The following is a 12,159-nucleotide window of genomic DNA, read 5'->3' as shown; positions in this document are numbered from 1 at the left end:
TAGAGACGATCGCGCCGCTGAAACGAAGAAGAGGAAAAACAAATGCCAGCCATTCTCGGCACCGGCGAGCACCGCTACCGCGTCGTCGACAATTTTGCAAAGCTGCCCGACGGCTGGACGCTGACCGACGTCGCCTCGGTCGCCGTCGACAGCAAGGACCGCGTCTACGTCTTCAACCGCGGGGCCCATCCGATGGTGGTACTGGATCGCGAAGGCAACTTCCTCCGGAGTTGGGGCGAAGGCCTATTCTCGCGCGCGCACGGCCTGCACATCGATGCCGACGACAATCTCTACTGTACCGATGACGGCGACCACACCGTGCGCAAATGTACCACCGACGGCAAGGTGCTGCTGACGATCGGCATCCCCGAGAAGCCGTCGCCGTTCATGAGCGGCGAGCCCTTCCATCGCTGCACCCACACCGCGCTGTCGCCGAAGGGCGAGATCTACGTCTCCGACGGCTATGGCAATGCGCGCGTGCACAAGTTCACGCCCGACGGCAAGCTGCTCAAGAGCTGGGGCGAGCCCGGCACCGACCCCGGCCAGTTCAACATCGTGCACAACATCGCCGCCGACGCCGACGGTTTTGTCTATGTCGCCGACCGCGAGAACCATCGCGTGCAGGTGTTCGATGGCGAGGGCAAGTACGAGACGCAGTGGAACAACCTTCACCGGCCCTGTGCGCTGTGCTGCTGTGGCGGCGGCAAGAGCCCGACATTCGTGATCGGCGAGCTCGGCCCGGGCCTCGCCGTGAACCGCAAGGTGCCCAATCTCGGCCCGCGGCTGTCGATCGTGGACGCGCAAGGCAAACGCATTGCGCGGCTCGGCGGCGAGGAAGGACCGGGTGTCGCCAGCGGAAAATTCCTGGCTCCGCACGGCATCGCGCTGGATTCGAAGGGCGACATCTATGTCGGCGAGGTCGGCGTCACCGACTGGAAGACGAGTTTTCCGGACCAGGAGATCCCGGCCGTGGTGCGCGCCACGCGGTGCTTGCAGAAGCTGGAGCGGGTGCGGGAATAGTTGGGCGGGCGAGGCCGCGATGCGCTGTCGGGTCGACCCTGACTGCCCCCCGGCGTCGTCCTCGCCCCCCAAATCACGGCGGTTTTGAGCGCTTTGCCACCCCGCCGCCGCATTGCTTGCATCTGAATAAGTCGCTCAACGGGCTTCACAATCCCGTCACGCTGCATGTAGTATGTCAGTACATGCTGCTTCGCAGCGTATATTGGAGGCCGGGAGCGTTACTTGAACGCACATGTCTCGCAAGGCAGTTGGCCGGTGTTGGTGCTGAATGCGGACTTCCGGCCGCTGAGTTACTACCCGCTGTCTCTCTGGTCGTGGCAGGACGCGATCAAGGCAGTGTTCCTCGACCGCGTCAACATCGTCGCGCATTACGATCAGGCGGTTCACAGTCCCACGCTGCAAATGCAGCTGCCGAGCGTCGTCTCGCTCAAATCCTTCGTCAAGCCGACCACGCATCCCGCGTTCACCCGGTTCAACGTCTTCCTGCGCGATCGTTTCGCCTGCCAATATTGCGGCTCGCCCGAAGACCTCACCTTCGACCACATCGTCCCGCGCAGCAAAGGCGGCCAGACCACCTGGGAGAACGTGGTCGCGGCATGCTCGCCCTGTAATCTGCGCAAGGGCAATCTCACGCCGGCGCAGGCAAAGATGTTTCCGCGCCAGAGCGCGTTCGCGCCGACCGTGCACCAGCTCCACCGCAACGGCCGCCTGTTTCCGCCGAACTATCTGCACGACAGCTGGCTGGACTATCTCTACTGGGATACGGAACTGGATCCGTAGGGCGACGCTGTTCGCGCTCGGCCGTTCGTGCGACCTGCTGAAATCGAAAGATCGAGGACCCGTCGGGTCCTCGGTTCGCTTCATCGAACGTCACGCATTCTGCGCCAGCGAATGAGCCTCGATTCGTTGGCGGATATCAGGCGAATTCATCAGGTCGAACGGCTCCATAAGTTGCACGACATCCGAGAACGCGCGCTGGACCACCGGATCGGCCACGACAGCCCGGAATAGAGCGGCCTCGAACTGCCGGCTTTCCTCGTACCGCTCCGGGCGCTCGCCCCGCGTGGTTGGATAGGCGAAGTCAGCGTTCACGCCCATGTTCCAGGGTGCCTGAAGCAGCGCGCCCACTTCGGACATGAACCCAGCCTGGAGGGCCTCGATCGGGTCCGCCTCCCCGGCGACGCGATCCAGGATCTCGCGCAGCAACTTTGCCTCTCGCGCGGCGACCGTCATGCCCTGCCCGTAGACCGGATTGAACCGGCACAGCGAGTCCGCCACGGGGAGAATCCCGCGCGGCAGCCGCTTGAGCCGTTCAAAATGCCGCCAGCGGCTCGCGTCAAACACGAAATGCCGGAGGCCTCCGGGTGGCAAGAGCTTGTAGACTGCGTTGTAGATCGCCGGCGTCTTCAATTGGCGCGCAGCCGCAAGATAGTCCTCCCACGTGCCGGGGCGATTCGTCGCGCCGTGATGGGAGATCGATGTAAACCAGCGCCCGCCTTCGAGAGGAATGATCAAGCCGGCTGTCGCCGACGTGGCGGGATCGGGCAACGTGACCAGATTTTGCCAGTCGAACGAGGTTCGCCCCGGCCGCAGAACCGCGGTGGTGTAGCTGATGTCGACGCCCACGACGGTCTCCTGCGGCCGCTCCCAGCCAAGCACATCGAGCAGGCCGAGCGTCGGCGCGCCGCGGCCGGATGCGTCCACCACGAGATCCGCCTCGATCGCCGCACCAACGCCTGCGTCGTTCTCGAACTTCACCATCGGCCGGGTTGCAGCCGGCACGATCTCCGTCACGCGGCTCTGCGATTGCACTTTGACATTGGCGATCGCAGTCACCTTTCGGCGCAGCGTATGCTCGATCAGCGGCCGCGAGCCACACAGCAGCGACGTCCCGCAGTCGCGCCTTGGCAGCGCGCCGACATCTGGCCGCTCGTACTGGACGTCCTTGAAGACATTCACGGGAACTGCACCGGCGGCGGCAAGCTCCTGCGCGAAACCCGGGAAAAGGGAGTCGAGGGCCTGCAGCCCACCGGCCAGAAGAAGATGCGGATGCCGATCCTGGGGAACGCCGGCGCGGGACATGATCGAAGCCGGCAGGACATCGCGTTCGAGAATGACGACTTCCTGGAAGGCGGAAGAAAGCGCACCGGCGGCAGACAATCCTCCAATCCCCGCTCCGATGACAACCGCGCGTTGCCCAAAATGACGGCTCATACTTATTCCTTTGGTTCGATTCACCACCTTTCTGTGCGTGGACCGCACTACGGGAATGTTTCCAATCGCGGGATCTTTGTTTCGATTGCAACGGAGCGGCCGCGATGCGCGCTTCAAGGAGAAACGAACGGCGCCGTGGCGCGGGTCTATTGTGGGCCAGGAGAGTAGCGGGGGCTAGGCGTCCAGCTCACACCCCGATCGCATTCCGCATCACCACGTCGCGATAGAACGCTGCGCTCAGCTTCGGCACGCGCGCTTGGGTCTCGAAGTCGACCCGGTAGAGGCCGAAGCGCTTGCCGTAGCCGTAGATCCACTCGAAATTGTCCATCAGGCTCCACAGGAAATAGCCGCGAATCGGCACGCCCTCGGCGATCGCACGCTGCATCTGGGTCAGGTAATTGCGCAGGAACATGATGCGGTCGAGATCGTAGACCTGGCCGTCGGCGGAAATCTTGTCCTCGGACGAGGTGCCGTTCTCGCTGATATAGATGGTCTCGATGTTCCAGATTTTTGCGGCGAGACGCGGAGCCCAGTAAATCACCTCAGGGCCGACCCGCAGCCATTCCGAGTTCATGTGCGGGAACGAGGTTGGGAACGGCAGCACGCGGAAGCCCGACGCGCGATCGGAGGCCGTGACGTAGTATTGCGGCGCGTAGATGTTGAGCCCGACGAAATCGTTCGGCGTGCCGATGATCTTCAACTCCTCAGGGGTGAATTTCGGCGCATCCGCCCCGGCATAGGCGAGGAAGCCGTCGGTGTACCTGCCCTCCAGCACCACGCCAAGAAAGCCGGCGTTGAGCTCGCGCGTTGCGATCTCGGCGGCGCGGATATTTTCCGGCGTTGCGATCGCGGGCACGCAGGCCGCGATATTCTCGGCCGCGCCGACGCGGGTGTCGGCGCGGCCAGAGGCACGGATCGCCTGCACCGCGAGCCCATGCGCCAGCGCGACGTGATGGCGCGCCTGGTTGAGCTGCGCGGTCGGCAGCTTGAGGCCGGGTGCGTCGATGCCCCAGCCATAGCCGAAATTCACGAAGCGCCCGACCTCGTTCACGGTGAAGATGGTTTTGACGCGATCGGTCAGGCGCGCGGCGACGTAGGCGGCGTAATCTGCAAAAGCCTTCGACGCGTCGCTGGACTGCCAGCCGCCGACGCGGTCCTGGAGCGCCTGCGGCAGGTCCCAGTGATAGAGCGTGGCGTAGGGCTCGATGCCGTTCGCGAGCAGCTCGTCGACGAGCCGGTTGTAGAAATCGAGCCCCTTCGGATTGGGCTGGCCCGATCCATCCGGAAACACCCGCGGCCACGCAATCGAGAAGCGGTAGGCCTTGACGCCGAGCGCCTTAATCAGCGCGACGTCATCCTTGTAGCGGTGATAGTGCTCGTTGGCGCGGTCGCCGGTCGAGCCGTCCTCGATCTTGCCGGGCGTGTGGCTGAAAATGTCCCAGATCGATTTACCGCGGCCGTCCTCGTCGACGGCGCCCTCGATCTGGTAGGACGAGGTTGCCGTGCCCCACAGAAAATCCTTGGGAAAGGGCGCGTGGCGATCGGCCGATGCGGGCGTCTCAATATCTGCAGCCTTGTTATCTGCAGCCTTGTTGTCTGCAGCCCTGGCCCCCGCCGCTGCACCAAGCGCGGCGAGCCCCGCGAGCTTCGCAAGATCGCGCCGCGAAACATCAGCTGACATCGCTATCTCCGAGCCTGCTCCATATCGATCTGATAGGCGGAAATCCGGTCGATCTCGAATGCGACCGTGGGTGGCGATTCCGTATCGACCGGACCGACGCCGAGAAAGAATTTCGATCCGATCGCGAGATTGACGATCATGTACATGGGATCGTCGAAGCCGATCGGCACCTTGATGTCGGAGACCGGCTTGCGGTCGATGAAATAGACCAGGCGATCCTCCTCCCACAGCACACCGTAATTGTGGAACACGCTGGAGGCATCTCCGACCGCATAGTCGAAGCCGCAGGACTGGATCTTCTGGGTCGACGGAATCCGCCAATGCGTCGTCATCACGAGATCGCCGGGCCGTTCGCCGCGGCCTTCCAGCACGTCGACCTCCGGCGGCCAGCCGCCGTCGTCCGCCAGCATCCAGAACGCCGGCCACACGGCGTGACCGACCGGCACCTTGGCGCGGATTTCGAAATAGCCGTGCTTCTGCGCGAACGTGCCCTGGGTCGTCAGGATCCCCGAGACGTACTCGTTGTTGAACAGAACGGACTTCAGTTCCGGCGGCGTGCGGCTGGCGACGATCGAGAGCACACCGTCCTTCACCTTGAACGGATCAAGCCCAAGCGGCGTCCCCGCACGCCCCGAATAGCGCGGATCGACGTAGATCTGCTGCTCGCCATTGGCGCTGGTCTTGCGCTTGAAGTCGGAGCCGTCACCGCCCCAGTAGCGCGCTTCCGGCCACGCCGCACCGCCGGCGTAATGCGGCACCCAGCGACCTGTCGCAAGCGGATGCTCGTCAAAGTCATCGTTGAAAGTCCGGCGCAGCGGCAGGAACGCAAGCAAGGCGGGATTGACCGTCTCAAGCTTGCGGCACTCGATCATGGAGGGATCGGTGGTCACTTGCAGCGTCATCGTGCCGGGCGCAGCATCGAGATCGTCCTGCGCGACGCCCGGCGCGGGCACGGCAGACAGGCCGATCGCAACCAGAGCGCCCTTCGTCCAACTGTCGATCATCACCGCACATCGAACTTGGCAGGATGTACGGAGGTTAGCTCGCCTGTCTTCGAGCGGGCAAGCACGGCCCTCTGTGCGGGCGGGCGATTTCGAAAAGGTCATCTCGACATCGCATCCAGGTTCGGCCGGAAATCGCGTCATCCCGGGCGCAAGATCGGCGGTTAACCGGGCCAGTTCCGCGCGCTCCAGCTCCGCCGGAGAGGCGCGGGCGCCAAATCCTTCCGCATTCGTTACCGTCCCTTAAGCCTCCGATGGCAGTTTGGCCGGGATCCGCGGCCCTGCCCGTCCAACCGCCGATCCATCAGGTCCAAGGTCGTCGCTCATGTTTGCCGAGACGCTGGAAGCGGTTCAGTCCTCGCCGTCGAAGCGGACTGCCTATGTCCGCTTCGTGCTGGCGGCGCTGGCGTCGATCGCCGTCTTCAAGGCTTTCTGGTTCGCACGCTTCGGCGGCTGGACGGATCGCGAGCTCGCCGATTTCGATGCCTTCCACATCGTCGCGCAGCACGTCTGGCGCGGCGATCTCGACCAAGTCTATCATTTCGATGCCCTGCTGAAGATGCAGATGGAGGCCGCCGGCGGCGCCACCGGCTTCATGCCCTGGACCTATCCGCCGCAATACGACCTCCTGCTCGCACCGTTCGCATTCCTGCCGGTCGGCGTCGGCTATCTCCTGTTCACCGCCGCGACACTTGCGCTCTATTTCGTGACGCTCCGGGCGATCGCCGGCCGGAATTTCGCGCAGGTGCTGGTGATCCTGTTTCCGGCGATGGCGATCACCATCGGCTGCGGGCAGAACGGCTTTCTGACGGGGGCGCTGATCGGGCTGGTCTGTCTCAATGTGGAGCGGCGGCAGCTGTTGGCGGGCCTCGCGCTCGGCGCCATGGTGATCAAGCCGCACCTTGCGATTGCCGCCGGCGTCTATCTGCTGGTGACGCGGCGCTGGATTGCGCTCGGAACGGCCGCGGCCGTCGTATTGGCGAGCTCACTGCTCTGCACGCTGCTCTTCGGATGGCAGATCTGGTTCGCGTGGCTCGGAGCGATCAGGGAATCGGCGGGCTATCTCGAGCAGGGCTTCTACCCACTCTTCCGCATGATCTCGACCTATGCGGCGCTGTACAAGGCCGGCCTTCCCGCAAGCGCCGCCTTCTGGGGACAGACGGCCGTTGCCGGGCTGGCCTTGTTCGCCGTCCTTCTCGGTGCGGCGCGGGGCGCTTCACCGGCCTTCACGCTCGGTGCCGCCGTGATGGTATCCGTGATGATCAGCCCCTATGCGTATGATTACGATCTGCCGATGGTCGGGATCGGTCTGGCCCTGATGCTGCCCGATCTCGCCAGGATGGCGAGCCCGCGCGAGCGGAGCGTCATATACGGGCTGATCCTGTTCGCCGGAGCCTATGGGCTGTTGCAGTCGGGGCGGCTCGCGGTGCAATTCGGGCAGAAGGCCGATCCCGACCAACATTTCGCGCCCGCCCTGGGCGGCTTCGCCCTGATGGCGCTCCTGGTCCTGCTGCTGCGGCTGCTGTGGCGCGGGACGCAGCCGGCGCCCATCCTGTCGCAGGCCGCGGAATAACGCCTCTAGGCCCGCTGCAATGCCAGCGTCACGCCGCCGAGCGTGAGCGCCATCGCCGCCCATTCGCGCAGGCCCAGCGGCTCGCCCAGGATGACCGCGGCGGAGACGACGCCGATCACGGGGACGATCAGCATGCCGGTCGAGGCCGAGGTCGGCGGCAGGCGGCTCAACGTCTCGAACCAGGTGACGTAACAGACGCCCATCGGCACCAGCGTCATATAGACGAAGCAGCCGAGTCCCAGCGGGGTGATCGCGGTGATGTCGGGATGCTCGAACAGGATGCCGAGGATCAGCATCGTGGCGCAGCCTAGCCCAACCTGCCAGGCGACGACCACCAGCGGCGGCATCGGCAGCGGCTTGCGGTTGAGCACATTGCCGAGCGCGAACAGGATGGCGCAGAGCAGCGCGAGCGCAATTCCGAGCAGCTTGTCGGCGCCGAACGCAAAGCCGTTGCCGCCGAGGAGCAGCGCGACGCCGGCGACACCGAGGACGAGACCCAAAATATCCCGCATGGTCGGCCGCGTACCCAGCACCGGCCAGGCGAACAGCATGGCCCAGATCGGCATCGTATATGCGAGCAGAGCCCCTTCGCTCACGGTCACATATTTCATCGCGACCGTGCCGAGCCCCATCCAGGCAAGGACGTTGGTGAGGGTCGCAAACAACAGCCGCGGAATCGCCTCGCGCGGAACGGCGAAGGATTCCTTCCGACTCAGTGCCAGCGCGCCGAGAATGAGCGAGGCGCAGACGCCGGCCAGCCCGCGCGCGAACAGCGGCGGCCATTGCTGGAGCAGCAGCTTCATCAATGGCCAGTTCAGCGCCCAGCCGAACGCGGTCACACCGAGGCAGAGAGAGCCGATCGTCCTGTCGCGCCGCGCCGAATCCATGGACAGCGCTTAGCAGGCGGGTGCGGCGCACTCCACCTCGGCTGGCGCATGCGGGCCATGGCGGACGATGGAACCGGGAACGCCGGTACCCGTTCAAATGGGAGCGGGTGGCGGTGGTGCCGCAACGCAAACGAGGGAGACGTACCATGCCCACAGCCGAGACGGATCACGTCTACAAGATCCTGGAGTTGGTCGGATCATCCGAGACCTCCATCGAGGATGCGATCAAGAACGCGATCAGCCGCGCCGCCAAGACCGTTCGCGAAATGAAATGGTTCGAGGTGGTGCAGACACGCGGTCACATCGAGAATGGCGCCGTCCGCCACTACCAGGTGACGCTGCGCGTCGGCTTCACGCTGATGGACTGACGCGGCAGACGCCGCGCGAAACATCATGCCGCGGCGGCGTGGTTAACATCCGACGATGAGAGTCGATCAAAATATCGACGATCTCCTCCGGCTGACTACGGACGCGCAAAATCATCGCGGAAGTTGCAACAGGCCGTTAAGACCAAAGTGAGAGGTTTGCCCCGATTTGGAGCAAGCCGATGGTCACGGACCGCGAACTCGGCAAGACGCGCCTTCCGCTCTGGGCGGCGGGATTCGTCGTGCTGATCTGCGTGGCGATCCTCGGCTTGAGCGTCTGGCGCGAATGGGAAACGCACAACGCCGATCTCAGGAACGCCGAGATCGACGTCGCCAACCTCGCGCATTCCCTGGTCCAGCACGCGGACGACACATTCGAGCTCGCCGATACGATCCTGGTCGGACTGGTCCATCGCCTCGAACTCGACGGAACCGGCCGGGACACGATCGCGAAGCTCCAGACTTACCTGCCGACCCGCAAGTCGTCGGACCGCATCCGCGGCATCTTCGTCTATGACGAGACCGGCCGATGGCTTGCCACGACCGAGCATCTCGACTTCTCCAAGCTCAACAACAGCGACCGCGAATATTTCCGGCAGCACCGAGATTCCCCGGCGAAGGACACGCTGATCGGGCGGCCCATCAAGAGCCGCGCCGGCGGCCAGTGGATCATCACCGCGTCACGCCGGATCAACCACCCCGACGGCAGCTTTGCCGGCGTCGCGCTGCTCACGATCGACGTCGCCTATTTCGCGAGATTCTACGAGCGCTTCGACGTCGGGTCGAACGGCTCGGCATCGCTGCTCAACGACGCCGGTATCATGCTGGCGCGCAGCCACGACGAGAGCGGCGCCTTCATCGGGCGCGACCTCTCCAACGCGCCGCTGTTCAGGGAATGGAAAAGCCGTCCGGCGGCGGCAGTCTACTATTTCAAGTCGCCGCTCGATGGCGTGCAGCGGCTGAGCTACTACCAGCGCAGCAGCCGCTATCCGCTGATGGTGCTGGCGAGCAAGTCGCAGGACGACGTGCTGGCGCCCTGGCGGCGCGCGGCAGCCGTACGCACGGTCTTCGTGCTCGGCCTCGTCGCGCTGATCGCGGTGATCGGGTTCTACCTGGTCCGCCAGCTCTGGCAGCGGCAGCGAATGGCGCAGGCCCTGGTCGCGAATGAAGCCCATTTCCGCCTGCTCGCCGAGCAATCCAGCGACATGGTATCCCGGATCGGGCTGGATAACCGGCTGATCTACGTCTCTCCCTCGTGCGCGCGCATCACCGGCTGGTCTCCGAGGAACTGCTCGGCACGTCGGCGGTGGCCGGTATCCACGCGGACGACATGGAGCGGGTCGAGCAGGCCATCGCAGCGCTGAAGAACGGCGAGGCCGAGGAAGCGCGGTTCGTCTATCGCCAGCGCCATCGCGACAAGGGCGATATCTGGGCCGAGGCGGCCTTGCACGTGACCCGAGCCTCCGACAGCGGCGAGGTCGACGGTGTCGTCGCGGTCGTGCGCGACATGACCGAGCAGAAGGACTTGCAGGACAAACTGGCATCGCTCGCGACCACCGATGGCCTGACCGGCCTTGCCAACCGCCGCGCGTTCGACGAACGCCTCGCGGAGGAATGGGCGCGCGCCCGGCGCGACGGCACGCAGATCTCGCTCCTGTTGATCGACGTCGATCAGTTCAAGAAATTCAACGATCATTACGGACATCAGGCGGGCGACGGCTGCCTGCGCGCACTCGGCCGGATCCTGTCCGCTCAGGCCAGGCGCCCGGCTGACCTCGCGGCGCGCTACGGCGGCGAGGAATTCGCCGTTCTGTTGCCGAACACCGGCCCGGATGGTTGCGCCGAAGTCGGCGAAGGGATTCGCGAGGCACTGCACGACCTCGCCATGCTGCATGCGCAAAATCCGCCCTCCCGGCTGGTTACGGCAAGCATCGGCGCTGCGACAAGCCTTCCATCTCAGACCGTGCCGGACTGCAACACGCTGGTCGCCGGCGCCGACCGCGCACTCTACGCCGCCAAGGACAGCGGCCGCGACCGTATGGTGATGTCGGGACAGGTCGTGCCCTGGCCCGCGAAGAGCGCGTGACGAATCCTGCCAGGCGTAGCGAACGCCGCCCTTTCCTGCGTAGCTGGCAAGCGCGGCTAACGCGATGTGCACATGCGGCACATCGGCGCGCGCCAAATCCCGCCCACCATCGCTTGCGCACCGATTTCTGAATGGCTACATCCCGAGGCGATGTTGGGGGGCCGCCGGACTTCTTCGATCGGGTCCATGCGGTACGGCCTCATCGTGGGGCAATGCAGACGAGACGGCCGTGAACGAGACCATGCCGGCGGACATCCCGGGGCGCGGGGTAGACGCGCTGAGACAGTTGCGCGCCATGACGGCCGACATCTGCGATGTCGTTCCGCTCACCACGGAGGACGACTTCCATGTCACCACCGTGACGATGATGACCCGCAATGCGTTGCTGGTCGATACGCGCGCGACCGATCAGGAATACGACCGGACGCCCGCGCACGTCGCCCGCGGTGCGATGGATCACTTTCAGATCACCCTGTGTGTCGAAGGCGAGATGCGGTTCAGCTCGGGCCGGCGCGAGGTGACGATGGGGCCCGGCGCCATCTGCCTGATCGACATGGCGCAGCCGAACCGGACCGTGTTGCGCGGCGGCGGCAGTCGTACCCGCCTGATGGCGATCATCCTGCAACGCGCCATGCTGGCACCACGGCTTGCTCATCCGGATTCGGCCACGGCAACCTTGCTGCCGTCAAACCATCCTCATACGCGCCTGCTTGCCAGCCATTACGCGGCGCTTACGCTGCCACCCGAGCCCGCGGCCGGCAGCGCCGAGGCCACGATCGAAGCGATCGCCGACATCGTTGCCGCGGCCGCCGGCGGGACCGCCGACATTGCGGCCGGAGTCGAACGCGCCGAGCGGCATCTTTATCTTGCGATGATCAAGCGCCGCATCGCGGACAATCTCGAGACCGACGCGCTCACCGCAGACGAGTTGTGCCGCCACTTCCAGATTTCGCGCGCGACCCTCTATCGGCTGTTCGAGGCGGATGGCGGGCTCTCGCACTATGTGAGGGAGCAGCGCCTCAATCTCACTTTCCGCCAGCTGATATCGCCGTCCGCGGAGGACACGCGGCTGATCGACCTCGCCGTCGGCATGCGCTTCAGCAGCGATTCCACCTTCATTCGCGCATTCCGCCGCAAGTTCGGCTTGACGCCGGGCGAACTGAGGGAGCTGGCCGACAATTGGCTCCGCGAGACCGGTGCGGTCCCGACCATCGACACGGTGCTGCATCAACTGGCCCGCCGCCGCACCTCGTAGCCATGAAGCTGCTACGCTCGACACCAGTATCGCAACGTTCGGCCTTTGCGCCCGGATTTGTCGCCCGCGTTCCGGTG

General features: G+C 64.9%; 9 protein-coding genes and 1 pseudogene. 6 read left to right on the top strand and 4 right to left on the bottom strand.

The window, feature by feature from the left end:
* Positions 1-42 precede the first annotated feature (42 nt).
* The gene (locus ABIB99_RS41020) at positions 43-1,020 is read left to right on the top strand and encodes a peptidyl-alpha-hydroxyglycine alpha-amidating lyase family protein (protein ID WP_354181437.1); all 978 of its coding nucleotides are present in this window, start codon (positions 43-45) and stop codon (positions 1,018-1,020) included.
* A gap of 222 nt (positions 1,021-1,242) precedes the next feature.
* A complete protein-coding gene (locus ABIB99_RS41015) occupies positions 1,243-1,800 on the top strand; it encodes an HNH endonuclease (protein ID WP_063985805.1) in 558 nt (185 codons plus the stop codon).
* 90 nt (positions 1,801-1,890) lie between these two features.
* Here the strand turns inward: ABIB99_RS41015 and ABIB99_RS41010 are convergent, their stop codons facing one another.
* The 3 genes from ABIB99_RS41010 to ABIB99_RS41000 all read right to left on the bottom strand — a co-directional run bounded on the left by ABIB99_RS41010 (position 1,891) and on the right by ABIB99_RS41000 (position 5,919).
* Positions 1,891-3,351 (bottom strand): FAD-dependent oxidoreductase, encoded by a 1,461-nt coding sequence (locus ABIB99_RS41010; protein WP_354181435.1) that lies wholly within the window; start codon positions 3,349-3,351, stop codon positions 1,891-1,893.
* 70 nt (positions 3,352-3,421) lie between these two features.
* Positions 3,422-4,915: a GH1 family beta-glucosidase gene (locus tag ABIB99_RS41005; RefSeq protein WP_354181433.1), complete on the bottom strand. Its 1,494-nt coding sequence runs from the start codon at positions 4,913-4,915 to the stop codon at positions 3,422-3,424.
* Positions 4,916-4,917: 2 nt separating this feature from the next.
* Positions 4,918-5,919 carry a glycoside hydrolase family 16 protein gene (locus ABIB99_RS41000; protein WP_354181431.1) on the bottom strand — a complete coding sequence of 334 codons (1,002 nt, stop codon included), beginning with the start codon at positions 5,917-5,919 and terminating at the stop codon, positions 4,918-4,920.
* Positions 5,920-6,241: 322 nt separating this feature from the next.
* Here ABIB99_RS41000 and ABIB99_RS40995 point away from each other — a divergent pair, with 322 nt between their 5' ends.
* Positions 6,242-7,489 carry a glycosyltransferase family 87 protein gene (locus ABIB99_RS40995; RefSeq protein WP_354181429.1) on the top strand — a complete coding sequence of 416 codons (1,248 nt, stop codon included), beginning with the start codon at positions 6,242-6,244 and terminating at the stop codon, positions 7,487-7,489.
* A 5-nt stretch (positions 7,490-7,494) separates the two neighbouring features.
* Here ABIB99_RS40995 and ABIB99_RS40990 read toward each other — a convergent pair whose 3' ends face one another.
* Positions 7,495-8,376 (bottom strand): DMT family transporter, encoded by an 882-nt coding sequence (locus ABIB99_RS40990; RefSeq protein ID WP_354181427.1) that lies wholly within the window; start codon positions 8,374-8,376, stop codon positions 7,495-7,497.
* 146 nt (positions 8,377-8,522) lie between these two features.
* On the opposite strand from ABIB99_RS40990, the gene ABIB99_RS40985 reads away from it, so the two are divergent.
* The 3 genes and pseudogenes from ABIB99_RS40985 to ABIB99_RS40975 all read left to right on the top strand — a co-directional run bounded on the left by ABIB99_RS40985 (position 8,523) and on the right by ABIB99_RS40975 (position 12,082).
* Entirely contained in the window at positions 8,523-8,744 is a 222-nt protein-coding gene (locus ABIB99_RS40985; RefSeq protein WP_063985811.1) for a dodecin, read from the top strand.
* Between the two features lie 179 nt (positions 8,745-8,923).
* A pseudogene (locus ABIB99_RS40980) lies at positions 8,924-10,827 on the top strand (sensor domain-containing diguanylate cyclase).
* Positions 10,828-11,056: 229 nt separating this feature from the next.
* Positions 11,057-12,082 carry a helix-turn-helix domain-containing protein gene (locus ABIB99_RS40975; RefSeq protein WP_354181425.1) on the top strand — a complete coding sequence of 342 codons (1,026 nt, stop codon included), beginning with the start codon at positions 11,057-11,059 and terminating at the stop codon, positions 12,080-12,082.
* The last annotated feature ends 77 nt before the right edge of the window (positions 12,083-12,159 follow it).

This window comes from Bradyrhizobium sp. LA6.1 (assembly GCF_040547805.1).
GTDB classification, from domain to species: Bacteria; Pseudomonadota; Alphaproteobacteria; order Rhizobiales; family Xanthobacteraceae; genus Bradyrhizobium; species Bradyrhizobium barranii.
This window is presented reverse-complemented; position numbering and strand designations above follow the sequence as displayed.